General features: G+C 73.2%; 23 protein-coding genes. 9 read left to right on the top strand and 14 right to left on the bottom strand.

The window, feature by feature from the left end:
- Window positions 1–3: 3 nt before the first annotated feature.
- Window positions 4–1,215 (bottom strand): hypothetical protein, encoded by a 1,212-nt coding sequence (locus ABD823_RS11595; protein WP_344858669.1) that lies wholly within the window; start codon window positions 1,213–1,215, stop codon window positions 4–6.
- Window positions 1,212–2,321 (bottom strand): transporter substrate-binding domain-containing protein, encoded by a 1,110-nt coding sequence (locus ABD823_RS11600; protein ID WP_344858671.1) that lies wholly within the window; start codon window positions 2,319–2,321, stop codon window positions 1,212–1,214. The genes ABD823_RS11595 and ABD823_RS11600 overlap by 4 nt, the downstream gene beginning before the upstream one ends.
- Window positions 2,322–2,715: 394 nt before the next feature.
- On the opposite strand from ABD823_RS11600, the gene ABD823_RS11605 reads away from it, so the two are divergent.
- Window positions 2,716–3,186, top strand: a complete 471-nt coding sequence (locus ABD823_RS11605; RefSeq protein ID WP_344858672.1) for a hypothetical protein — start codon at window positions 2,716–2,718, stop codon at window positions 3,184–3,186.
- Between the two features lie 110 nt (window positions 3,187–3,296).
- Here the strand turns inward: ABD823_RS11605 and era are convergent, their stop codons facing one another.
- From era to ABD823_RS11640, 7 genes are all read right to left on the bottom strand, one after another.
- Complete coding sequence (gene era, locus ABD823_RS11610) at window positions 3,297–4,217, bottom strand: GTPase Era (protein WP_344858674.1); 921 nt, start codon at window positions 4,215–4,217, stop codon at window positions 3,297–3,299.
- Window positions 4,218–4,266: 49 nt separating this feature from the next.
- Window positions 4,267–4,599, bottom strand: coding sequence for a cytidine deaminase (locus ABD823_RS11615; protein ID WP_344858676.1), 333 nt, complete (start codon window positions 4,597–4,599; stop codon window positions 4,267–4,269).
- Between the two features lie 158 nt (window positions 4,600–4,757).
- A complete protein-coding gene (locus ABD823_RS11620) occupies window positions 4,758–5,603 on the bottom strand; it encodes a hypothetical protein (protein ID WP_344858678.1) in 846 nt (281 codons plus the stop codon).
- 343 nt (window positions 5,604–5,946) lie between these two features.
- A complete protein-coding gene (locus ABD823_RS11625; protein ID WP_344858680.1) occupies window positions 5,947–7,251 on the bottom strand; it encodes a hemolysin family protein in 1,305 nt (434 codons plus the stop codon).
- Window positions 7,248–7,730 (bottom strand): rRNA maturation RNase YbeY, encoded by a 483-nt coding sequence (gene ybeY / locus ABD823_RS11630; protein WP_344858682.1) that lies wholly within the window; start codon window positions 7,728–7,730, stop codon window positions 7,248–7,250. Before ybeY ends, ABD823_RS11625 begins: the two co-directional genes overlap by 4 nt.
- Before the next feature lie 67 nt (window positions 7,731–7,797).
- On the bottom strand, window positions 7,798–8,865 hold the full coding sequence (locus ABD823_RS11635; protein ID WP_425566595.1) for a PhoH family protein: 1,068 nt from the start codon (window positions 8,863–8,865) through the stop codon (window positions 7,798–7,800).
- A gap of 128 nt (window positions 8,866–8,993) precedes the next feature.
- Entirely contained in the window at window positions 8,994–9,344 is a 351-nt protein-coding gene (locus tag ABD823_RS11640; protein WP_344858713.1) for a histidine triad nucleotide-binding protein, read from the bottom strand.
- Between the two features lie 301 nt (window positions 9,345–9,645).
- On the opposite strand from ABD823_RS11640, the gene ABD823_RS11645 reads away from it, so the two are divergent.
- Complete coding sequence (locus tag ABD823_RS11645; RefSeq protein WP_344858715.1) at window positions 9,646–10,125, top strand: SigE family RNA polymerase sigma factor; 480 nt, start codon at window positions 9,646–9,648, stop codon at window positions 10,123–10,125.
- Window positions 10,122–10,778: a hypothetical protein gene (locus ABD823_RS11650; protein ID WP_344858685.1), complete on the top strand. Its 657-nt coding sequence runs from the start codon at window positions 10,122–10,124 to the stop codon at window positions 10,776–10,778. Before ABD823_RS11645 ends, ABD823_RS11650 begins: the two co-directional genes overlap by 4 nt.
- A 7-nt stretch (window positions 10,779–10,785) precedes the next feature.
- On the opposite strand, the gene ABD823_RS11655 is transcribed toward ABD823_RS11650, so the two are convergent.
- The 3 genes from ABD823_RS11655 to hrcA are packed head-to-tail and all read right to left on the bottom strand — an operon-like array spanning window position 10,786 to window position 13,676.
- Complete coding sequence (locus tag ABD823_RS11655) at window positions 10,786–11,517, bottom strand: 16S rRNA (uracil(1498)-N(3))-methyltransferase (protein WP_344858687.1); 732 nt, start codon at window positions 11,515–11,517, stop codon at window positions 10,786–10,788.
- On the bottom strand, window positions 11,514–12,650 hold the full coding sequence (gene dnaJ, locus ABD823_RS11660; protein WP_344858689.1) for a molecular chaperone DnaJ: 1,137 nt from the start codon (window positions 12,648–12,650) through the stop codon (window positions 11,514–11,516). The genes ABD823_RS11655 and dnaJ overlap by 4 nt, the downstream gene beginning before the upstream one ends.
- Window positions 12,651–12,662: 12 nt before the next feature.
- Entirely contained in the window at window positions 12,663–13,676 is a 1,014-nt protein-coding gene (gene hrcA / locus ABD823_RS11665; RefSeq protein WP_344858717.1) for a heat-inducible transcriptional repressor HrcA, read from the bottom strand.
- A gap of 193 nt (window positions 13,677–13,869) precedes the next feature.
- Here hrcA and ABD823_RS11670 point away from each other — a divergent pair, with 193 nt between their 5' ends.
- From ABD823_RS11670 to ABD823_RS11680, 3 genes are all read left to right on the top strand, one after another.
- Window positions 13,870–14,556 (top strand): hypothetical protein, encoded by a 687-nt coding sequence (locus ABD823_RS11670; protein ID WP_344858691.1) that lies wholly within the window; start codon window positions 13,870–13,872, stop codon window positions 14,554–14,556.
- A gap of 82 nt (window positions 14,557–14,638) precedes the next feature.
- Window positions 14,639–15,454 carry a DUF3097 domain-containing protein gene (locus ABD823_RS11675; RefSeq protein WP_344858693.1) on the top strand — a complete coding sequence of 272 codons (816 nt, stop codon included), beginning with the start codon at window positions 14,639–14,641 and terminating at the stop codon, window positions 15,452–15,454.
- A gap of 27 nt (window positions 15,455–15,481) precedes the next feature.
- Window positions 15,482–16,180 (top strand): DUF4870 domain-containing protein, encoded by a 699-nt coding sequence (locus ABD823_RS11680; protein ID WP_344858694.1) that lies wholly within the window; start codon window positions 15,482–15,484, stop codon window positions 16,178–16,180.
- A 71-nt stretch (window positions 16,181–16,251) separates the two neighbouring features.
- On the opposite strand, the gene hemW is transcribed toward ABD823_RS11680, so the two are convergent.
- A complete protein-coding gene (hemW, locus tag ABD823_RS11685) occupies window positions 16,252–17,466 on the bottom strand; it encodes a radical SAM family heme chaperone HemW (protein WP_344858696.1) in 1,215 nt (404 codons plus the stop codon).
- 166 nt (window positions 17,467–17,632) lie between these two features.
- Between hemW and ABD823_RS11690 the strand changes: the two genes are divergently transcribed.
- Window positions 17,633–18,910, top strand: coding sequence for a glycoside hydrolase family 18 protein (locus ABD823_RS11690; protein WP_344858698.1), 1,278 nt, complete (start codon window positions 17,633–17,635; stop codon window positions 18,908–18,910).
- A gap of 178 nt (window positions 18,911–19,088) precedes the next feature.
- Here ABD823_RS11690 and lepA read toward each other — a convergent pair whose 3' ends face one another.
- Window positions 19,089–20,927, bottom strand: coding sequence for a translation elongation factor 4 (lepA, locus tag ABD823_RS11695; RefSeq protein WP_344858700.1), 1,839 nt, complete (start codon window positions 20,925–20,927; stop codon window positions 19,089–19,091).
- 278 nt (window positions 20,928–21,205) lie between these two features.
- Between lepA and ABD823_RS11700 the strand changes: the two genes are divergently transcribed.
- The gene (locus ABD823_RS11700) at window positions 21,206–22,207 is read left to right on the top strand and encodes a hypothetical protein (protein WP_344858702.1); all 1,002 of its coding nucleotides are present in this window, start codon (window positions 21,206–21,208) and stop codon (window positions 22,205–22,207) included.
- Between the two features lie 146 nt (window positions 22,208–22,353).
- Window positions 22,354–22,626 carry a 30S ribosomal protein S20 gene (rpsT, locus tag ABD823_RS11705; RefSeq protein ID WP_344858703.1) on the top strand — a complete coding sequence of 91 codons (273 nt, stop codon included), beginning with the start codon at window positions 22,354–22,356 and terminating at the stop codon, window positions 22,624–22,626.
- The last annotated feature ends 34 nt before the right edge of the window (window positions 22,627–22,660 follow it).

The raw sequence follows: 22,660 nt of genomic DNA on the forward strand, positions 1-22,660 counted from the left end.
AGGTCACCCGCGGGCGGCCCGGGAGCCGTCCCGGTCGCCCCGCCCGGCCGGGCGGCCCGGGCAGCGCGGGTCGCTGGGCTTCTCCAGCGGGTCGGGCGCGAACCAGGCGAGCACGCTGTGCTCGACGTACCAGCGGTGCAGGGCCACGCGGCTGCGCGGGATCTGCCCGAGGTCCGGGCAGAGGAACTGGGAGACCACCGCCCCGTTGGGCACGAACCGCACGGTGCCGTCGCGGTCGAGGAAGGTGGCGAACCGGTCGTCGGCCGTGATGACGTGGCCCAGCAGCACCTTCCCGGCGATCTCCGGGTCGGCGCCCCTGTCGGAGATCTCCATCCCCACCAGGGGCAGGACCGGCGCCTGCACCACCACGGCCGCGGTGAACAGCGGCGCCACCACCAGCAGCGAGACGGCCAGCGCGGAGGTCAACGCGGCGGCGGCGCGGGCCGGGACGGGACCGGTCAGCAGCACGGACAGCCCGGGCGGCAGGGTCAGCAGCACCGCGGTGACGACGTCCCCCTCGGCGAACGCCTGGCCGATCGCCGGGGCGAGCCAGGCGTAGAGCCCGAGAGCCACCACCGCGGGCAGCACCAGCGTGAGCAGCAGGACCAGGTCCCGGCGGCCGGGCCTGCGGTCGTGCATGCTCAGGCCCAGCACCGCCAGCGAGAGCATGGCGAGCGTGGGCAGGAACCGGAGCTGCCAGCTCACCAGGCCGGTCAGGACGGCGAGCACCACGATCCAGTCGGGGATGCGGTCGGCCGCCATCGACAGCCAGGACGACCGCCCGGTGCTCACCCGGTAGAGGACGCCGAGGGCGCGGGCCACCAGCACGAAGGCGGGCAGCACCCACAGGGTGGTCAGCAGCACCGCGGTCAGCAGCCCCAGCGCGCTGACGTGCTGGACCAGCAGGAGCAGCGTCTGGGTGTCCTGCCGGCTGGCGTACCACAGCCGCACGACGAGCAGCGCCAGCGGGAAGGCCGGCAGCACCGCGAACACCCACTGCTGGCCGCCCCCGGGCGGGCGCCCGCCCGCACCCCCGGGCACGGGCGCCCCGCCGCGCGGACGCCCCTTCACGCCCCCGGTCACGGGCGCCTGGCCGTACGGGAGCCCGGCCGCCTCCCCGGGCACGGGCGCCCCGCCGTACGGGAGCCCGGTCGCCTCGGGCGCCTGGCCGCGCGGGCGCCCCTCCCCGGACGCCTCCGCCCCGGTCCCGCTCACCCGGCGTTCCGCTGAGGGATCCCCCGCTCCCACGGCCAGCGCCGCACGTCGGGCTCCGGTACGGCGGGCTGCGTGCTCCCGGCGACCTGCTCCTTGGGATTGTGGGCCTGCATCGGGGAGATGAACCGCTCGTAGGCCTCCTCCCAGCGCGTGTCCTGCGGATCGGTGGCGGAGCGGTGCAGCGAGAGGTTCACGAGGGTGCGCAGCGCCTCGTTGCTGCCGGCGTTGACGGCCCACTGCTCGGCGGTCTCCAGGCCGATGTCGTGGTGCTCCAGCAGGTCGGGCTCCTCGGCCACGAACCCGGAGAGGATCGCGGTGTCGGTCGTGACCGCCTCGTACTCCTTCGCCTTGAGCCCGGCCACGCAGTCGCTGATGCGGTTCTTGCGGGTCACGTCGGCCCCCGCCCGGTCGATCTCGGTCTCGGAGGTCGAGGCGGCGAGGGTGCAGACCTTCCGGCCCCTCAGCTGCGTCAGCGAGGTGATCTCGGCGTGCCCCTTGCGGGTGATGACCGACTGCTGCGTCTCCAGGTAGGGGGCGGAGAAACCGATCGCGCGGTTGGCGCGGCGGGCCGGCGTCACGCTGAACGAGGCCACGACGAGGTCGACCTTCACGTGCCGCCCCGCGGCGTTCCTGGCCGTCATCCGGGCCCGGTCCTCGGTCTCGATGGACAGGAACTCGACCTCGCTCGCGCGGAAGCCGAGATCCGCGGCGATCATGAGGGCGATCTGGATGTCGAACCCCTCCCAGGTGCCGTCCGGCTTGCGGACCGCGATGCCCGGGGTGTCGTCCTTGACCCCGACCAGCAGGGTCCGCCTGCCGTTCAGGCCGGCCTGCTCCAGCAGTTCCGCCTCCGTGGGCGGGCCCGTCTCCAGAACCGTCCAGCCCGCGACGAGCACCGCCGCCACGACGGCGGCCAGCCAGCCTGCCAGGCGCAGGACCCGGCCGTCGGGCCGGCCGGGGGCCGGCGGCCCGGCGATCCCGTGGGGCGGAAGCGGCGGCTCGGCGGGGGACGCCGGATCGGGGGCGTCCCCGGACGGCGGCCCGTCGGGCCGTCCCGCTCCGGCGTCCGGCTCCGGTCGCGATGATCTCCGCCAGTTGATGCGCATCACGCCCTCCGGGTCCGGATCCCTCCGTTTCCATGGGAATCTCCGGGGCAGAGTACGTCAGCCGGCGGCCGCCGCGCGCGTGCCGCCGCCAACGGTCACCAAGAAGTGATCAAACCGCGGGTCCCGGGCCCCTCCCCGGGCCGGAGCGCTCCGGAAACGGGCCCGGCATCGGCGGGCGACACCGCGGGAACCGCCGGTTCCCATGGTCCGGGAATGCGGCTCACACCACACGAGCAGGAGCGACCGCTCGTCCACGCCGCCGCCTGGAGCCGGGCGAGTCCCGCGTGCCCGGCTTCCGCGCGCCCGGCCGACTGCGCACCGGGCGACAAGGGCCGCCCCGGGGATGTGGGCGATGTGCCTGTCGGCGGCGGGGCGGCGAACCTACCCTGGACCGGTGACCGATCTCACACCTCCTGCCGCCTCCGCCGCCCCGGGCCGGACCGCGCAGGTCGGAGTGGTCGCCACGGGCGCACTGCTGGTGGTGGCCGCGTTCCTGCCCTGGGCCGGGGTCAGGGCGGACATCGCCGTCCTGGGCTCGCTGAGCGAGAGCGTCCGGGGCGTGGACGACTGGTCGGGGGTGCTCACCCTGGTCGCCGGGATCGCAGCGGTGGTCATCGGGGTCGCGGGCGGCGAGCGACCCTTCACCGCCCTCGCGGCGCTGCCCGGGGCGGTGACGGTGGCGGTCCTGCTGGTCTTCCTCAGCGACCCGCAGGGGCGGGGGCGGAACGCCTCGTTCTCCGTCGGCGACCTGGTCCGGGTCGAGCCGACCGTCGAGTACGGCTGGTTCGTCGCCCTGGCGGCGGCGCTCGCGGTGACCGGCTTCGGACTCGCCGCGCTGACCACGGGCCGCCGGGCCCGCCGGTAGCGGGAGCCGGACGGCGGGGCCCCGCGGACCCGCCGGGCACGGCGGAGGTCCCCGCGGAGTCGGCGGGCACGACTGAGTCTCCGCCGGTTCCGCGCGGAACCGGCGGAGACTCAGTCGTAGAAGCCGAGGCGGCGCAGCTGCTTGGGGTCGCGCTGCCAGTCCTTGGCGACGCTGATCCGCAGGTCCAGGTAGACCCGGGTGCCGAGCAGCGCCTCGATCTGCTGCCTGGCCCGGCTGCCGACCTCCTTCAGCCGCGACCCCTTGTGGCCGATGACGATGGCCTTCTGGGACGGGCGCTCGACGAACATGTGAGCGTAGATGTCCAGCAGGTCGTCGCGGCCCTCCCGGGGCAGCATCTCGTCGACGACGACCGCGATGGAGTGCGGCAGCTCGTCCCTGACCCCCTCCAGGGCGGCCTCCCGGATGAGCTCGCCGACCAGGACCTGCTCGGGCTCGTCGGTGAGCTGCCCGCCCTCGTAGAGCGGAGGGCTCTGCGGGAGCCTGGCGGTCAGCAGGTCGGTCACCACGTCGAGTTGCTCCCCCGACTGCGCCGAGACCGGGACGATCTCCTCGAACTCGGCGAGCCGGGAGACCGCGAGCAGCTGCTCGGCGATCTGCTCGCGGGTGGCCAGGTCGCACTTGGTCACCACGGCGATCACCGGGGTCTTCTTCACCGCCGCCAGCTTCTCCGCGATGAACCGGTCGCCCTTGCCGACCGGCTCGTTGGCGGGGACGCAGAAGCCGATCACGTCCACCTCGGTGAGCGTGGACAGCACCAGGCTGTCCAGCCGCTCGCCGAGCAGCGTGCGCGGCCGGTGCAGCCCGGGCGTGTCCACGATGATGAGCTGGGCGTCCTCGCGGTGCACGACGCCGCGGATGACGCGCCGGGTGGTCTGCGGCTTGGAGGAGGTGATCGCCACCTTGGTGCCGACCAACGCGTTCATCAGCGTGGACTTGCCGACGTTGGGCCGGCCGACGAAGCAGGCGAAACCCGCGCGGAAATCAGCAGCTGAGGAACTCACACCGTCCATTGTCCCCGATCCGCAGGGCGGCTCTGACGCCCCGCGCCCCGCGGCCGCCTCAGCCGCGCCGCAGGGACCCGTCCGGGTCGGCCACGAGCAGGGTCCGCCCGCCCAGGTCGCGCACCGCCTGCACGTCCGCCTCGCTCGGCCCGTCGCCCGCGGTGACCAGCGCCGCGGCCTCCAGGGACCGGGCCCCGCTGGAGACCGCCATCGCCACCGCGACCTGGAGCGCGGACAGGGTCAGCGAGGGCAGGGCGACGTTGGTCGAGGAATAGGTCCGGCCGGTCTCGTCGCGCACGGCCGCGCCCTCGGCGGCGCCGCTGCGGGCGCGGGCCGAGCGGGCCAGAACGATGATCTTGTTGTCCTCGGGGTCGAGGGTCGCGTCACTCACGGCACAAGCGTATTCAGCCTCCCCGGCCGCCCGCGAACGCGGTCGCCCGCACGCCGGTCACGCCTCCGCCCGGTCGCGCTCCCGGCCGGGCCTCCCCGAGGTCACGCCCCACCCGGTCGCATTCCCGCTCCGGCCCTCCGAGCCGCGCCTCCCCGAGGTCACGCCTCCTCCCGGTCACGCTCCGCCAGGGCGGCCGCCCGGCCGGCGAGGAAGTCCGCGAGCCGCCGGGTGCGCCCGGCGTCGACCTCCGCGACCCCGGCGTGCACCAGCGACATCAGGATCCGCCCCGACCGGGCGAAGACCAGGTGCATCTCGTACGGGTAGCCGTTCAGCCTGCCGTGCAGGCGCCGGGCCCGGAGGTCGTCCCCGACCCGGTCCAGCGCCAGGGGGGAGACCCGCAGGAGGGTGTCCCGGTCCGCGGCGGCGCCGGTCGCCGGGCCGGTCACCACCGGGCAGCGGTCCAGCGCCGCGGCCAGCGCGGTGAAACGGCGCCGCGCGCCCTCGCCCGGATGCGCCTCCAGGCCGACCCCCGCCAGCTCGCCCAGCCCGTACCCGGAATAGGTCACCGCCTCCCGGACGGCCCGGCCCCGCGCCGCGGGCCCGCGCCCGTCGGTCCGGGCCCCCGCGTCGGCCCGGACCCGCCCCTCCGCCCGCCCCCGCTCCGGGGACGCGCCCGGCTCCGCTCCCCGGGCCCGTGCCGCGGACGCGCCCGCCACGGCGTCCAGCACGCGGCGGCAGTCGGCGTCGGCCGGGCGGACCGGAGGCCTCCAGGCGGCGCGCGGGCGGGCGGAGAACCCCTCCGGCAGGTCCTCGGCCTGACGGAGCACCCCCGCCGGCCGTGCGGCCGCCGGACGGGCCGCGGCCCCCGTGCCGCCCCCGGCTCCCGCCCGTGCGTCCTGCCGTGCCTTCCCTCCGGGCGCCGCCTCGGTGCCGCATCCCGCCGTGGTCCCGGCCAGGAGCGCGCAGGCGGCGATCACGGCGGCGGCCCGAATCCCCCGTCCCATGGCCTCCCCCGAATGTCGTACGCGGGGAGTGAGCGCCCCCGCCGACCGGCTTCCTTCCCCGGCGGCGAAAACGACAACCACCAGGAAAGACCTAGAGGCGCACTCTCCCGCGTAACGCGGGAGAGAGCGCCTCCGAGCCGGGCGCCGTGCACGCCCTGTCTCCCCGAGAGTCCGCCCGCCGCGCCTGAACCCCTCCGGGCGCTCGGGCCTTCTCTCCGGCTCCCCGCCACGGGTGCCGCACCACGAGGGTCGCCCGGGGCGCTTGCAGCGTGCTTGCGCCGGGCTTGAAAGCCGCGCGGGGAGGAACCGCCGGGAAGGGACGGTCGGGGAGGGCCTGGCGGGCTCAGTCGCGCTCGGAGGAGGCGGGGACCTCGTCCCGGCCGGACTCCTCCAGCCGCCGGACGAGGACCGTGCCGATCCGGTTGCGCCGCCCGGCGAGGCTCTCCGCCGTCAGGCGGAGCCCCTCCACCACGGCCTCGGAGCCCGCGATCGGCACGCGGCCCAGGGCGTGCGCCAGCAGGCCGCCGACCGTCTCCACGTCCTCGACGTCGAGCTCGACGTCGAACAGCTCCGCCAGGTCTCCCACCGGGAGCCGGGCCGTCACCCGGACGGAGCCGTCCTGCAGCGGCTCCACGGGCGGGGTCTCCTGGTCGTACTCGTCGGTGATCTCGCCGACGATCTCCTCGAGCACGTCCTCGATCGTGACCAGGCCGGCCGTCCCGCCGTACTCGTCGATGACGATGGCCTGGTGGATCTGGCGGGCCTGCATCTCCCGCAGGAGCTGGTCGATCGGCTTGCTCTCCGGCACGTAGCTGGCCGGGCGCATGACCGACTCGACCGCCTCGGCGCGACCGGCGTCGCCGGTGTCCTGCAGCCGGCGGACGATGTCCTTCAGGTAGAGGATGCCGATGACGTCGTCCTCGTTCTCGCCGACCACCGGGATGCGGGAGAAGCCGCTGCGCAGCGCGAGCGACAGGGCCTGGTTCAGCGTCTTGCCCCGCTCGATGAACACCATGTCCGTGCGCGGCACCATGACCTCGCGCACGAGGGTGTCGCCGAGCTCGAAGACCGAGTGGATCATCTCGCGCTCGTCCGGCTCGATGACCCTGCGCTGCTCGGCCAGGTCCACCAGGTCGCGCAACTCGGCCTCGGAGGTGAACGGCCCCTCCCGGAAGCCCTTGCCGGGCGTCACCGCGTTGCCGAGCAGGATGAGCAGCGTGGGGAGCGGGCCGAAGATCCGCGTGAGGCCGTACACGACCGGGGCGCTCGCCAGGGCGATCGGCTCGGCGTGCTGGCGGCCCAGCGTGCGCGGGGAGACCCCGACGATCACGTAGCTGATCACCACCATGACCGCGGCCGCGGCCGCGTAGGCCCAGCCCTGGTCGCCGAGCAGGTCGACGAAGAGCAGGGTGGCGATCACCGTGGCGACCAGCTCGCAGGTCAGCCGGAGCAGGAGGAGCAGGTTGAGGTAGCGCGGCGGGTCCGCGACGATCGCCTGCAGGCGCTGCGCGCCCCGGCGCTCCTCGCGGACGAACTCCTCCGCGCGCACCCGTGAGATGCGGGTCAGCGCGGTCTCCGCGCTGGCGATCAGGCCGCCGGCCACGACGAGGACGACGGCCAGCGGCAACCACCCGTTGGCGAGACTCACCGCTGGGGGCGCACCTCCCGCCACGACTCGAGGAGCTCGCCCTGGAGCCCGAACATCTCCTTGTGCTCCTCGGGCTCGGCGTGGTCGTAGCCGAGCAGGTGGAGGATGCCGTGCGTGCACAGCAGCTCCAGCTCCGCCTCGGTGCCGTGCCCGGCCTCGGCCCCCTGCTTGGCGGCGACCTGCGGGCAGAGCACCACGTCGCCGAGGAGGGCCGGGTCCGCCGGGGCGTCCCCCTCCTGCCGCGCCCCGGTCCCTCCGCCCGGACGCAGCTCGTCCATCGGGAAGGCCAGCACGTCGGTCGGGCCGGGCTCGCCCATCCACCGCTCGTGCAGGTCGGACATGGCGGCCTCGTCGACGACCAGGATGGACAGCTCCGCGAGCGGGTTGACGCCCATCTTCTCCAGCACGTGCCCGGCCAGCGCGACGAGCAGCCCTTCGTCGACTTCGACGCCGGACTCGTTGTTGACCTCGATGCTCATGCGACCACGATCTCCTCGCCCAGCGGCGCGGAGCCCGCACGAGCCCTTTCACTCCGCTCTGTCACGTTCACTGTCTTTCCCGGGGGCGCTTGCCGGCCCCGCCCTTGATCGCCTGCGGCGCGCTCCGCCGCAGGGCCTCGTCATAGCGCCCGTAGGCGTCCACGATGTCGCTGACCAGCTTGTGCCGGACCACGTCGGAGCTGGTCAGCCTGGAGAAGTGGATGTCGGAGATGCCGTCGAGGATCTCCTGCACCACCCGCAGGCCGCTCTGCGTGCCGCCGGGCAGGTCGACCTGCGTCACGTCACCGGTCACGACGATCTTCGAGTTGAAGCCCAGCCGGGTCAGGAACATCTTCATCTGCTCCGGCGAGGTGTTCTGCGCCTCGTCCAGGATGATGAAGGCGTCGTTGAGCGTGCGGCCGCGCATGTAGGCCAGCGGGGCGACCTCGATCGTGCCCGCGGCCATCAGCCGGGGGATCGAGTCCGGGTCGATCATGTCGTGCAGCGCGTCGTAGAGCGGGCGCAGGTAGGGATCGATCTTCTCGTAGAGCGTGCCGGGCAGGAAGCCCAGCCGCTCGCCCGCCTCGACGGCCGGGCGGGTGAGGATGATCCGGTTGACCTTCTTCTCCTGCAGGGCCCGCACGGCCTTGGCCATCGCGAGGTAGGTCTTGCCGGTGCCGGCCGGTCCGATGCCGAAGACGATCGTGTGCTTGTCGATCGCGTCGACGTAGCGCTTCTGGTTGACGGTCTTCGGCCGGATGGTCCGGCCCCGTGAGGAGATGATGTCGAGGGAGAGCACCTCGGCCGGCCGGTCGGAGGTCATCCGCAGCATGGCGATGCTGCGCTCCACCGCGTCCGCCGTCAGCTCGGCGCCCCCGCTGACCAGTTCGGTCAGCTCCTCGAAGAGGCGCACCACGACGCTGCTCTCCTCGGGGCTGCCGGTGATGGTGATCTCGTTGCCCCGGACGTGGATATCGGCGCGGAAGGCGCCTTCGATGACCCGCAGCAGCTCGTCGCTTGAGCCCAGCAGGCTGAGCATCGAATGATCGTCCGGAATCACCACCTTCGCCTGGACCCGGCTCGGGCCCTTGGAACGCGGAGGTGATGTTCTGCTGGAATCGTTTGGCTCGGACATGGGCGGGCCTAGCGGCCTGTTCGCCTCCAGACATCGACGGCGGATGTGCGGCGGCGCCCCGCGGGGCGCTTCCTCACGTCATCGTATCCGCCGACACGGCGATCACGCCTGCCCGTTTCGTCCCGCCCTCACCCGGGCGGCCAGGTCAGGTCGCGTCCGCCCAGCACGTGCCCGTGCACGTGGAAGACGGTCTGGCCCGCGCCCGGGCCGGTGTTGAAGACCAGCCGGTAGCCCGAGTCGGCGACGCCCTCCCGCTCGGCGACCGCGTGCGCGGCCTCGATCACGTCGTCGGCCAGTCCGTGGTCGGCGGCGGCCAGCGCCGCCGCGGTCGGGTAGTGCTCCTTGGGGATCACCAGGACGTGCGTCGGCGCCTGGGGATTTATGTCCCGGAAGGCCAGCGTGCGCTCCGTCTCGTGGACGACCTCCGCCGGGATCCTCCCGGCGACGATCCCGCAGAACAGGCAGTCGGCTTCACTCACCATGGGGGAACCTTATCCCGCGCACGGCCGGGTGATCCGCACGCGCGCCGGGGACGGGCGCGCGATCCCGGTCGGCGGGGAAAGATCCGCCGGAACGGATCGGGTGTGCGAAACTTGCGACGGAAGACATCTGCGAGCCGCCCCCGAGGCCGCCTGGCGAGGACACGACAGGGTCATGCCCCCTAATGAACCACGAGAGCGTAAACCCCCTGGGAAGGCCGAGCGTCCCACTGATGTGACCACCGAGACCCTCGTGGCCGACAGGTCGCTCGGGGCGGTGCCCGCCGGGTGGGATGCCGACATGGCCGTTACCGCGCTCTACAGCGCGCACTACCGGTCTCTTGTGCGTCTCGCGGTGTTGCTCGTCCGCGACATGGCAACCGCGGAGGAGGTCGTGCAGGACGCGTTCGTCGCCATCCACGGCGCCTGGCGCAGACTGCGCGATCCCGACAAGGCACTGGCCTACCTGCGTCAGTCGGTCGTCAACCGATCACGTTCGGTGCTCCGGCACCGGGCGGTCGTCGAGAAGTACGCCCCCAAGGGGCTGCCCGACGCGCCGAGCGCCGAGAACGGCGCGATCGGCGAGCTTGAGCGGTCCGCCGTCATCGAGGCGCTGCGGGGGCTGCCCGCGCGCCAGCGGGAGGCGCTCGTCCTGCGCTACTACGGAGACCTGTCCGAGGCGCAGATCGCCGACGCGATGGGCATCAGCAAAGGCGCGGTCAAGAGCCACACGGCTCGCGGCATGGCCGCCCTACGGAACATTCTGGAGCAACTGTCATGACCGACTCCCCCGACGAGTACGGCGAGCTGCTCCGCCGTGTCCTCAGCGCGGAGGCGGACTCGGTCGTTCCCTCCCCGGACGGACTGGAGGTCATCCGCGCCCGCATCGAGCGGCGCGGGCTCCGGCGGCTGTTCTGGTGGCGTGCCGGAGCCTCCGCCGCCGGAGCCGTGCTCGTCGCGGCCTCCGTCGTCATGTTCGTCCCCGGCCTGCGCGAGCAGGTGGCGCAGATCGCCTCCGCCGGAGACGTCAAGCCCGCCCCGCCCGCCTCCACCGATCTGTCGGGCACCTCCCGGCCGCTGCCGTCGAAGGACGAGCGCATCCCGCCCGCCAACGCCAGGCCCACCACGACGCAGCCGCCCGTCCCCGCGCAGACCAGGCGCACGGTTCCGGACCCGCCCCCGCAGCCGGGCCCGACGCCGACCCCCACGCCGACGCCCACCCCCACCTGCCCGACCGCGGACCCCGGGGCGGCTCCGGCCGAGCCCGAGGAGGCCCGGGAGGAGTGCGCGGCGACCGGGACGCCGGCCCCGACGCCGTCGGAGCCCGCCGTCCCCTCGGAGAGCCCCTGCTCCGGCGACGACTGCCGGCAGGTGGAGAACCCGCAGCCTCCGCTGCCGTCGGAGGAGGTCACCCCGACCCCCCTCGGCCGCTAGGCCGGGGTCACCAGCGGCCGGTGCGCGACTGGAGCACCGCCGCGGCGGCGACCCCGGCCGTCGAGGTCCGCAGGACCGTCGGCCCGAGCAGCGCGGGCACGGCTCCGGCCGCCCGGAAGGCGTCGATCTCCTCGTCGGCGATCCCGCCCTCGGGCCCGACGACCACGACGATGTCGCCCTCCCCGGGCAGGGGCAGCGCCGAGAGCGGCGAGGCGGCCTCCTCGTGCAGCACGATCCCCAGCGCCGCGGCCGACAGCAGGGCGGCGACCTCGGCGCCCGTCGCGAGGGGGGCCACCTCGGGCAGGCGGAACCGGCGCGCCTGCTTGCCGGCCTCCCGCGCGGTCGAGCGCCAGCGCGCCAGGGCCTTGGCCTCCCTGTCGCCCTTCCAGCGGGTGACGCACCGGAGCGCGGCCCAGGGCACGATGACGTCGACCCCGGCCTCCGTCATCATCTCCACGGCCAGCTCGCCCCGCTCGCCCTTGGGCAGCCCCTGCACCACGACCAGGCGCGGCCGGGGGGCGGGCACCTCGTGGCGGTCCAGCACCCGCACGCGGAGGGAGTCCTTGCCCGCGGCCAGGACGACGCACTCGGCCACGGTGCCCGCCCCGTCGGTCAGGTCGAGCCGCTCCCCCTCGCGCAACCGCCGCACGGCCGCCGCGTGGCGCCCCTCGGGGCCGGCGAGCGTGAACTCCCCCTCCGCCAGGTCGGCCGGGTCCGCCAGGAAGACGGGGGCCGTCATCGGCCGTTGAACGCGTCCCTCAGGCGCGAGAAGAAGCCCTGCTGGCCGGGGGCGAACTTGCCGGGCGGCCGCTCCTCGCCGCGGAGCCTGGCCAGCTCCCGCAGGAGCTCCTCCTGGGCCGGGTCGAGGCGGGAGGGCGTCTCCACGTTGACGTGGATGAGCAGGTCGCCGCGGCCGGTCTCGTTGAGGCGCTGCACGCCGCGGCCGTACAGGGCGATGGTCTGCCCGGACTGGGTGCCCGGCCGGACGTCGATCTCCTCGGTGCCGTCGAGCGTCTCCACGGCCAGGACCGTGCCGAGCGCGGCGGCCGTCATCGGGATCTGCACGGTGCAGTGCAGGTCGTCGCCGCGCCGCTCGAAGATCTCGTGGGGGCGCTCGACGATCTCCAGGAACAGGTCGCCGGGCGGGCCGCCGCCGGGGCCGATCTCGCCCTCGCCGGCGAGCTGGATGTGGGTGCCGTCCTCCACGCCCGCCGGGATGCGGACCTTGATGGTGCGCCGGGTGCGCACGCGGCCGTCGCCGGAGCACTCCTGGCAGGGGTGGCGGATGATCGAGCCGAACCCGCCGCACTGGGGGCAGGGCCGGGAGGTCATGACCTGGCCGAGGAAGGAGCGGGTGACCTGGGAGACCTCGCCGCGGCCGCGGCACATGTCGCAGGTGTCGGGGTGGGTGCCGGCCGCCGCCCCGGAGCCGGAGCAGACCTCGCAGAGCACGGCGGTGTCGACGACCAGTTCGCGGGTGGTGCCGAAGGCCGACTCGCGCAGGTCGAGCTCGACCCGGATCGTGGCGTTGCGGCCCCGGCGTGCCCGGGAGCGGGGGCCCCGCCCGCCTCCGGCGGCCGTGCCGAAGAAGGCGTCCATGATGTCGCTGAACGGGAAGCCCGCGCCGAAGCCGCCGGCACCCGCGCCGCCCCCGCCGAAGGGGTCGCCGCCCAGGTCGTACATCTGGCGCTTGTTGGGATCGGACAGGACCTCGTAGGCCTGCGTGATCTCCTTGAAGCGCTCCTGGGTAGCGGGATCGGGGTTCACGTCGGGGTGCAGCTCACGCGCCAGCCTGCGGTAGGCCTTCTTGATCTCCTCCGCACTGGCGTCGCGGCGCACCCCGAGGGTGCCGTAGTAGTCAGTCTTAGCCACTTAGTCGACCTCTTAGGATGCAGCCAGGATCTGGCTGACGTAGCGTGCCACCGCGCGCACGGCGCCCATCGTGACCGGGTAGTCCATTCGTGTCGGCCCCAGCACACCGAGCCGGGCCAGTTGGTTGCCTCCGGAACCGTACCCGGCGGCGACGATCGACGTCCCCTGGAGTCCGGTGTAGGGGTTCTCCGAGCCGATCCGCACGGTCAGCGTGGACGGATCGGAGGTCTCGCCGAGCAGGCGCATGAGCACCACCTGCTCCTCCAGCGCCTCCAGCACGTCGCGGAGGCCGACGGTGAAGTCGGCTCCGGCCAGGTTGGCGGCCCCCGCGAAGACGATCTTCTCCTCCTGGCGCTCCACGAGGGACTCCAGGAGCACCGACAGGACCGTGGCGGCCAGCGGCCGGTCCTCCGGCGGCAGCCGGTCGGGCAGGTCGGCGACCTTGTCCGGGACGCTGGTGAGGCCGCAGCCGTCCAGGCAGGCGTTGAGCATGGCGCGCAGGTGGGCCACGCGGGCCTCGTCCACCACGTCGGGCAGCTCGACCACGCGCTGCTCGACCCGGCCGGTGTTGGTGATGAGAACGAACATCAGGCGGCGCTCGCTCAGCGGGACGAGCTCGACGTGCCGGACGGTGGAGCGGGTCAGCGAGGGGTACTGCACGACGGCGACCTGGCGGGTGAGCTGCGCCAGCAGCCGCACCGTCCGCGTCACGACGTCGTCGATGTCGACCGCGCCCGCCAGGAAGGTCTCGATCGCCCTGCGCTCGGCCGCGGAGAGCGGCTTGACCTGGGAGAGCCGGTCGACGAAGAGCCGGTAGCCCTTGTCGGTGGGCACCCGGCCGGCGCTGGTGTGGGGCTGGGCGATGTAGCCCTGCTCCTCCAGCACCGCCATGTCGTTGCGGATGGTCGCCGGTGAGACGCCCAGGTTGTGCCGCTCGGCGAGAGCCTTGGAACCCACCGGCTCATTGGTGGACACGTAGTCCTCGACGATGGCGCGAAGCACCGCGAGCTTGCGGTCGTCGACCACCGCGCTCACCTCCTTGCCTGCACCGTGCACGCCCGAACGGAGAACACCGGGACTGGCACTCTGTGTTCCCGAGTGCCAACAAGTGTACGGCCGCCGCCCGCGGGGTGCGAGAACACGGTCCGGAACCGGGGAGCGCCCGGTCGTCAAGTCAACTGCTATTGGGATACAAGCGGCAAGCTTCACACTCTCCTGCATGTCACACGATTTCGGCACCCCTGCCGGAGGCGGCCACGGCGCCCCCGGTCACGCCCCCTCCCCGCACGCCCCCGCGCAGCCGTACGGCGGCCACGGCTACGCCCCGCCCGGCTACGGCGCCCCGGCGGGCCCGCCCCCGAAGGTGAAGCCGGGCATCGGCTGGATCGTCGGCGCCTGGCTGCTGGCGTTCGTCTCCATCGGCATCGGCGTCCTCGTCGCCGGCGGGGCCATCTTCGGCGGCGTCACCGACGCCGCGCCCACCTCCTCGTTCGGCTCCGGCGAGTTCGTGAAGGTCGCGCTGGACAAGGACGGCAAGCACGCCGTCTACGTCAACGCCGAGCAGGGCACCCGGTTCGAGTGCGGCTTCCAGCAGGGCACCCCGGAGGGCACCCTGACGGCGCCGGTCGGGCGGACGACCGTCACCGACGGCGACACCGTCTGGGAGCAGGCGTTCCTGCTCGAGGTCGACCAGACGGGCGAGTACACGGTCGGCTGCGCCGTGCAGGGCGAGGGCCAGGCCCGCTTCGGCGTGGGCAAGGAACTGGCGGCCGGCTCGATCGTGGGCGGTGTCGCGGCGTTCTTCCTGATCCCGGCCTTCGGCTTCCTGCTGGCGATCATCGTGACCGTCGTCGTGCTGGTGAAGCGGAGCCGCGCCCGCAGGCGCATCGCCGCCGGCGCGTGGTGAGCGGCCGCGCTCCCCTGACGGACGATCGCCGCCTTTGCTACCGTCCCTGAGGTCCTTAAGGCCGAGGGCGCGGGAGGCGGCGGTGTACGAGCGTGACGTGCTGGCGGGCGACTGGCGGCGGCCCGGCAGGGGGACGATCCCGGAGGTCCCCGCCGAGCCCGGCCTGGTCGTGGAGGACGCCGACGGCCGCTTCTGCGGCGCCGTGGTCGCCTGCGACAAGGAGGCGGTCACCCTGGAGGACCGGTTCGGGCGGCGGCGGGTGTTCCCGCTGGAGCCCGCCGCGTTCCTGCTGGAGGGCAGGGTCGTGACACTGGTGCGGCCCGCCGCCGCGCCGCGAGGGCCACGGCGCAGCGCCTCCGGCTCCATCGCGGTGGAGGGGCTGCGCGCCCGCGTCGCCCGGGAGAGCCGGATCTACGTCGAGGGCGTGCACGACGCCGCGCTCGTGGAGAAGGTCTGGGGGCACGACCTGCGCATCGAGGGCGTGGTCGTGGAGTACCTGGAGGGTGTCGACGACCTGCCCGCGATCGTGGCGGAGTTCGCGCCGGGCCCCGGACGCCGCCTGGGCGTGCTCGTCGACCATCTGGTGGAGGGCTCGAAGGAGAGCCGGATCGCCGCGCGGATCTCCTCCCCGCACGTGCTGGTCGTCGGCCATCCCTTCGTCGACGTCTGGCAGGCGGTCAAGCCGTCGGTGCTCGGCATCCCCGCCTGGCCGTCCGTGCCGCGGGGCGTGCCGTGGAAGGAGGGGGTCGTCGCCGCGCTGGGCTGGGACCTCGCGCCGGGCGACGCCTGGCGCCGGATCCTCGCAGCGGTCACGACATATGCTGACCTGGAGCCGGAACTGCTCGGCCGGGTCGAAGAACTGATCGACTTCGTGACGGCCGCCGAGGAGACCGGCTGATCACTTCACGACCCGTCAGGAGGGTCCATGAGCGAGAACCCCGGCGAGCCCCGCCACCGCACCGGCGACGACGGCCGGACACCGCCCGGCCGGGGACACGGTGAGGGACACGGCGAGGGACACGGCGAGGGGTACGGCCACGGGTACGCCGAGGGGTACGGCCGGCCCGCCTGGGACCGTCCTCCGCCCGCCACCCCGCCGTACGGGGGCCAGGGACACCCCGGCTCCCACCCGCCGCCGCCCGGCGCGTACGGCGCGCCGGGCGGGCCCTACGACCCCTACGGCACGCCCTCCGGCTCCTACGACCCCTACGGCGCGTACGGACAGTACGGCTCCCACGGGCAGTACGGCAGCGCGTACGGACAGTACGGCCCGTACGGGCAGTACGGTCCCCGGGGCCCGCGCCCCGGCAGCGACGACACCACCCTGGCCATGCTCTCCCACCTGCTGGGCCTGCTCACCGGGTTCCTCGGCCCCCTGGTGATGTACCTGGTCAAGAAGGACGAGTCCCCCTATGTGCGCGACCAGGCGGGCGAGGCGCTGAACTTCCAGCTCACCCTGATGATCGCCTACATCGTCGCGTGGGTGCTGGCGTTCGCGTTCATCGGCTTCCTGCTGCTGCCGGTGATCTGGATCGGCTCGGTCGTCCTCATGGTCCTCGCCGCCGTCGCGGCCAACCGCGGCGAGAACCACCGCTACCCGATGACCATCCGCTTCGTCGGCTGACGTCCGCGGGAGCACCGCCCCGGGCACGCCCGGAGCCGCCCGCGGGCGGCTCCGGGCCCCGCGCCGGCACCTCAGCCGACCAGGTCGCGCACCAGGGCGTCGGCCAGCAGGCGCCCGCGCAGCGTCAGCACCGCGCGGCCCTCCTTGAACGGCTCCGTCTCCAGCAGGCCGTCGGCCAGCGCCCGGGCGACCACGACCGGCCGGTCGATCTCCGCCAGCGGGAAGCCCTCGGCCAGCCGCAGCTCCAGCATCAGCCGCTCCATCGCGCGGTCCTCGGCCGTCAGCACCTCGCGCCCGTGTGCGGGCGAGACGCCCGAGGCCAGCCGCCCGGCGTAGGCCGCCGGGTGCTTGACGTTCCACCACCGGGTGCCGCCGACGTGGCTGTGCGCGCCGGGGCCCACGCCCCACCAGTCGCCGCCGGTCCAGTAGAGCAGGTTGTGCCGGCAGCGGCCCTGCGGGGAGGCCGCCCAGTTCGAGACCTCGTACCAGGCGAAGCCCGCCTCGGTGAGCATCTCCTCGGCGATGAGGTAGCGGTCGGCGGCCACGTCGTCGTCGGGCATCGGCAGCTCGCCGCGGCGGATCCGGGCGGCGAGCCGGGTGCCCTCCTCCACGATCAGCGAGTAGGCCGAGACGTGGTCGGGGCCGGCCTCGATCGCCGCGGCCAGCGAGGCCCGCCAGTCGTCGTCGCTCTCCCCCGGTGTGCTGTAGATCAGGTCCAGGTTGACGTGCTCGAACCCCTCCGCCCTGGCCTCCCGTACGGCCCGGGCCGCCCGGCCCGGCGTGTGCCTGCGGTCCAGCACCGCCAGCACGTGCTCGCGGGCGCTCTGCATGCCGAAGCTCATCCGGGTGAACCCTCCGCGCCGCAGCTCGGCCAGGTAGGCCGGATCCACCGACTCGGGGTTCGCCTCGGTGGTCACCTCGGCGTCCGGGACCAGGCCGAACTCCTCGTCGATCGCGCCGAGGACGCGCACCAGGTCGCGGGCGGGCAGCAGGGTGGGGGTGCCGCCGCCGAAGAAGACGGTCTCGACCTTCGGCGCGGCCGCGCCGAGGTTGGCGCGGGCCCGCCGTACCTCCTGGATCGCGGTGTCGGCGTAGTCCGCGTGCGAGGCGCCGGGGCCGAGCTCGGTCGCGGTGTAGGTGTTGAAGTCGCAGTAGCCGCAGCGCGTCACGCAGAAGGGCACGTGCACGTAGAAGCCGAAGGGCCGCGTGCCCAGACCGTCGAGCGCGCCGGGCGGCAGCTCTCCGGAGGGCGGTACGGGCTCGCCGTCGGGCAGGGTGGATGGCACCCCTCAAGTCTGCCGCGCCCGCGGCGGTGCCCGGTACGGGCGCATGAGGGGAATCTCCGGCACTCCGTTGACGGGCCGGTCGCGCGGGCCTACGATCCGGGAAAACTTAAAGGAAAGTTTCCTATAAGTAGTCTCGGACAGCATCCCCCGAACAGTGGAGAATCCCGTGCAGAGACTCCTCCGGCGTACCTTCGTGGCCGCGGCCGTCACCGCCCTGGCCGCGGCGGCCGTACCCGCCCCGGCCCAGGCCGAGACCTCCGGCGGCTCCGGCGACCGCTTCAAGCGGGTCGGCTACTTCATCCAGTGGGGCGTCTACGGGCGCGACTTCCACGTCAAGGACCTCGACACCAGCGGCTCGGCCGCCAAGCTGACCCACATCAACTACGCCTTCGGCTTCGTCAACGAGCAGGGCGAGTGCTACTCCTCCGACCCCTGGGCCGACTGGCAGCGCCCGGTCCCCGCCGAGCAGAGCGTGGACGGCGCCGCCGACGCCGAGGGCCAGGCCCTCGCCGGCAACCTGAACCAGCTCAAGAAGCTCAAGGCCAAGCATCCGGGGCTCAAGGCGCTGATCTCCCTCGGCGGCTGGACCGGCTCGAAGTACTTCTCCGACGCCGTCCTCACCCCCGCCGGCCGCGCCAAGCTGGCCTCCTCCTGCATCGACCTGTGGCTGCGCGGGAACCTCCCGGGGACCCCGCCCGGCACCGGAGCCGGCGTCTTCGACGGCATCGACCTCGACTGGGAGTGGCCCGGCTCCGCCGGCGCCGAGGGCAACGTGATCCGCCCCGAGGACAAGCGGAACTTCACCCTCTTCGTCGCCGAGCTCCGCCGCCAGATGAACGCCTTCGACCGGCGCAGCGAGCTGACCGCCTTCCTGCCCGCCGCCGCGGCGAAGATCGACGCGGGCTTCGAGGTCCGCGAGGTCTTCCGCAACCTGACCTTCGCCACCGTCCAGGGCTACGACCTGCACGGCCCCTGGGAGACCCGCACCGGCCACAACGGCAACCTGTTCACCGACCGGCGCGACCCCAACGAGGTGCGCTACAGCGTCGATGCGACCGTCCGCGACTACCTGTCGCGCGGCGCTCCGGCAAGGAAGATCGTGGTCGGCGTCCCCGCCTACGGGCAGGGCTGGACGGGCGTGACCGGCGGCAGGAACGGCCTGTACGGCACCGCGACCGGTCCCGCCCCCGGCAAGTGGGCCGCCGGCACCGAGGACTACAAGGACCTGGTGAACAAGCCCGGCAAGCGCTACCACGACCCGCGCACGGGCACGGTGTGGCTCTACGACGGCAACGAGTTCTGGTCCTACGACGACCCGGCGACCGTGACCGCCAAGGCGGCGTACATCCGGCTGAAGGGCCTCGGCGGCTCGATGATGTGGTCGCTCGACCAGGACGACGCCAAGGGCTCGCTGACCTCGGCGCTCTACCGGATCCTGCGCTGACGCGGATCCCGCGCCGACGGCCGCGCGGGCCCGCCGGCCCGCCGCTCTCCCGCGGGGTCCCGCGCCCGCTGCTCCGCGGGCCCCGTACCGGGACCGCCCGCGGCTCCCCCGCCGGGGGCGGAGACGCCGGGGGCGGGCACCGGCCCGGTGCCCGCCCGCGGCAGGTCGCGTCCCGGGACTACTTCTTGGCCTTGTCCGCGGAGGACTCGGTGGACAGCGCGGCGACGAAGGCCTCCTGGGGGACCTCCACCCGGCCGACCATCTTCATCCGCTTCTTGCCTTCCTTCTGCTTCTCCAGCAGCTTGCGCTTACGGGAGATGTCGCCGCCGTAGCACTTGGCGAGCACGTCCTTGCGGATGGCGCGGATGTTCTCGCGGGCGATGACCCGGGCGCCGATGGCCGCCTGGATCGGCACCTCGAACTGCTGCCGCGGGATGAGCTCGCGGAGCTTCTTGGCCATCTCGACGCCGTAGCCGTACGCCTTGTCCTTGTGCACGATGGCGCTGAAGGCGTCGACGGCCTCGCCCTGGAGCAGGATGTCGACCTTGACCAGGTCGGCCTCCTGCTCGCCGTGCGGCTCGTAGTCGAGCGAGGCGTAGCCGCGCGTGCGCGACTTGAGCTGGTCGAAGAAGTCGAAGATGATCTCGCCGAGCGGCATGGTGTAGCGGATCTCGACGCGGTCCTCCGACAGGTAGTCCATGCCCTGCAGGGAGCCGCGCCGGTTCTGGCACAGCTCCATGATGGCGCCGATGAACTCCGAGGGGACCAGCACGGTCGCCTTCGTCACCGGTTCGTAGACCTTGTCGACCTTGCCCGTGGGGAACTCCGACGGGTTGGTGACGACGACCTCCTTGCCGTCCTCCATGATCACCCGGTAGATCACGTTGGGCGCGGTGGAGATGAGCGAGAGGTTGAACTCCCGCTCCAGGCGCTCGCGGACGATCTCCATGTGGAGCAGGCCGAGGAAGCCGCAGCGGAAGCCGAAGCCCAGGGCCGCGGAGGTCTCCGGCTCGTAGACCAGGGCGGCGTCGTTGAGCTGGAGCTTGTCCAGCGCCTCGCGCAGCTCCGGGTAGTCGTCGCCGTCGATCGGGTAGAGACCGGAGAAGACCATCGGCTTGGGGTGCTCGTAGCCGCCGAGCGGCTCGGTCGCGGGCTTGCCCGCCGAGGTCACCGTGTCACCGACACGCGACTGGCGCACGTCCTTCACGCCGGTGATCAGGTAGCCCACCTCGCCGACGCCGAGGCCCTGGTCGGCGACCTTCGGCTCCGGCGAGATGACGCCGATCTCCAGCGTCTCGTGGGAGGCGCCGGTGGACATCATCTGGATGCGCTCGCGCTTGCCCAGGTGGCCGTCCATGACCCGGACGTAGGTGACCACGCCGCGGTAGGTGTCGTAGACCGAGTCGAAGATCAGTGCGCGGGCCGCCGCGTCGGCCTCGCCGACCGGGGCGGGGATGTTCGCGACCACGTGGTCGAGGAGCTCGCGCACGCCGACGCCGGTCTTGCCGGAGACCTTCAGCACGTCCTCCGGCTCGCAGCCGATGAGGTGGGCCAGCTCGGCGGCGTACTTCTCCGGCTGGGCGGCGGGCAGGTCGATCTTGTTGAGCACCGGGATGATCGTCAGGTCGGCGTTCATCGCCAGGTAGAGGTTGGCCAGGGTCTGGGCCTCGATCCCCTGCGCCGCGTCGACCAGCAGGATCGCGCCCTCGCACGCCTGCAGCGACCGGGACACCTCGTAGGTGAAGTCCACGTGCCCCGGCGTGTCGATCATGTTGAGGACGTAGTCGGTCTCGCCGACCTTCCACGGCAGCCGGACCGCCTGCGACTTGATCGTGATGCCGCGCTCGCGCTCGATGTCCATCCGGTCGAGGTACTGGGCGCGCATGGACCGGTCGTCGACCACGCCGGTGATCTGCAGCATGCGGTCGGCAAGCGTCGACTTGCCGTGGTCGATGTGCGCGATGATGCAGAAGTTGCGGATCACCGCGGGATCGGTCTGGCCAGGCTGATTACGCACCGGTGTCCGTTTCGACGGGATTGATGATGATCTGGGGCTGGCAAATCCAGCCATCTTCCCAGCAAGTCTAGCGAGACGGCCGGTGGCTTCGTCCCGGCGGGGAGAACAGCCGGTGGCTCCGTCCCGGCGGAGGGAACGGGGGGACCGGAGACCGCTCCCCGCCGCGCCCCTCCTCCCCTCCCCGGCTCGGCGCCCCTCGTCCCCGCCCCCGCCGGACCGGGCCGTTCCGTCCGGCGGGCCCGTTGACGGGACGGGGCGCCCTGCGATCACATGTCCGGATGACGAAACGGATCATGGTACGGCGCTGCCTGCGCGCGCTCGCGGGCGCGCTGGCCCTCCTCGTCGCACTCCCCGCGCTGGTCGCGGCCTTCTTCTGGGCTCAGGCCGCCGGCTCCCCCGAGTCCTGGGCGAAGAGCCTGGGGCACGACGCCCTGTGGCTGGGACACGCGTGGGTGGACGGCCGCCGGACCGAGACGGACGTGAAGGCGCTGGCCGTACGGCTCCGCGAGACCGGGATCAAGGACGTCTACGTCCACGCGGGGCCGTTCGAATTCGACGGGACGCTCCGGACGGACAGGTACGCCAACGCCGGCGACCTCCTGAAGTGGTGGCGGGCCGAGCTGCCCGGGGTCCGCATCTCCCCCTGGCTCGGCCAGAAGGTCGACCACGGCCTCGACCTCGCCGACCCGGCCGCCCGGCAGCGGGTGCTCGACGGCGTGCGGGACATCGTGGCGCTCGGCTTCGACGGCGTGCACTACAACTTCGAACCCGTCACCAGCGGCGACACGGGCTTCCTCGACCTGCTGGAGCGGACCCGCCCGCTCGTCGGCGACGGCCCGCTGTCGACCTCGACCCCGCAGATCGAGCCGGTGCCGGGCATGCTCCCGCTGGCCCGCGCGGTCATCGGCCACGACAAGTACTGGTCGCAGGAGTACTTCCGCGAGGTCGCGACCCGCACCGACCAGGTGGCGGTCATGACCTACGACTCCGGCCTGCCGCTCGGTTCGCTCTACCGCGGCCACGTCGCGCAGCAGGGCGAGCTCGCCCTGCGCCTCGTGCCCGACGGCAAGGCCCTGCTGCTGGGCGCCCCCGCCTACCACGACCACAACGTCCCCTGGGGCGACGCCGCCGAGAGCGTCGCCGCCGCAGCCGAGGGGGCCCGGCTGGCGCTGAGCAGGCACGGGACGCCGCGCGAGGGGTTCGGGCTGGCGCTGTACGTCGACTTCGCCGCGACGCAGGAGGATTGGGCCGAGTACACCGCGTCCTGGTATCGGCCCTGAGATCAGCAGGGTACGATTGTCAGGCATCCCTCTGTCCAGGCCGTCGATTTGAGCGGCCGCCCGGGCAGTTGGTAGCCTGTTCAACTGCGTGTGGCGCGCCCTCTCTGCCCGCGCGCCCCATCCGACGACATCACCGAGGCTTCTTCGTGGCGAACATCAAGTCCCAGATCAAGCGCAACCGGCAGAACGAGAAGGCCCGGCTGCGCAACAAGGCTGTCAAGTCGTCCCTGAAGACGGCGATCCGCAAGTTCCGCGAGGCCGCCGACCAGGGCAACGTCGACGAGGCCGTCGCGCTCCAGCGCGCCGCCGCCCGCCAGCTGGACAAGGCTGCCAGCAAGGGCGTCATCCACAAGAACCAGGCCGCCAACCGCAAGTCGGCGATCGCCCAGCGCGTCGCCGCCCTGACGGCCGCCGAGTAACCACGGTTCCTCACCGGAGCGCCGCACCCCGCAC

This window comes from Planomonospora alba, from assembly GCF_039534085.1.
Taxonomy (GTDB): Bacteria; Actinomycetota; Actinomycetes; order Streptosporangiales; family Streptosporangiaceae; genus Planomonospora_B; species Planomonospora_B alba.

What these genes read in the sequence shown, in the direction of transcription:
- ybeY (WP_344858682.1), bottom strand. Translation starts at nt 7,730, where the DNA reads ATGAGCATCGAGGTCAACAACGAGTCCGGCGTCGAAGTCGACGAAGGG.
- era (WP_344858674.1), bottom strand. Translation starts at nt 4,217, where the DNA reads ATGGACGGTGTGAGTTCCTCAGCTGCTGATTTCCGCGCGGGTTTCGCC.
- ABD823_RS11645 (WP_344858715.1), top strand. Translation starts at nt 9,646, where the DNA reads ATGGCCGTTACCGCGCTCTACAGCGCGCACTACCGGTCTCTTGTGCGT.
- ABD823_RS11650 (WP_344858685.1), top strand. Translation starts at nt 10,122, where the DNA reads ATGACCGACTCCCCCGACGAGTACGGCGAGCTGCTCCGCCGTGTCCTC.
- ABD823_RS11635 (WP_425566595.1), bottom strand. Translation starts at nt 8,865, where the DNA reads ATGTCCGAGCCAAACGATTCCAGCAGAACATCACCTCCGCGTTCCAAG.
- ABD823_RS11620 (WP_344858678.1), bottom strand. Translation starts at nt 5,603, where the DNA reads ATGGGACGGGGGATTCGGGCCGCCGCCGTGATCGCCGCCTGCGCGCTC.
- ABD823_RS11670 (WP_344858691.1), top strand. Translation starts at nt 13,870, where the DNA reads ATGTCACACGATTTCGGCACCCCTGCCGGAGGCGGCCACGGCGCCCCC.
- ABD823_RS11680 (WP_344858694.1), top strand. Translation starts at nt 15,482, where the DNA reads ATGAGCGAGAACCCCGGCGAGCCCCGCCACCGCACCGGCGACGACGGC.
- ABD823_RS11655 (WP_344858687.1), bottom strand. Translation starts at nt 11,517, where the DNA reads ATGACGGCCCCCGTCTTCCTGGCGGACCCGGCCGACCTGGCGGAGGGG.
- ABD823_RS11600 (WP_344858671.1), bottom strand. Translation starts at nt 2,321, where the DNA reads ATGCGCATCAACTGGCGGAGATCATCGCGACCGGAGCCGGACGCCGGA.
- ABD823_RS11700 (WP_344858702.1), top strand. Translation starts at nt 21,206, where the DNA reads ATGACGAAACGGATCATGGTACGGCGCTGCCTGCGCGCGCTCGCGGGC.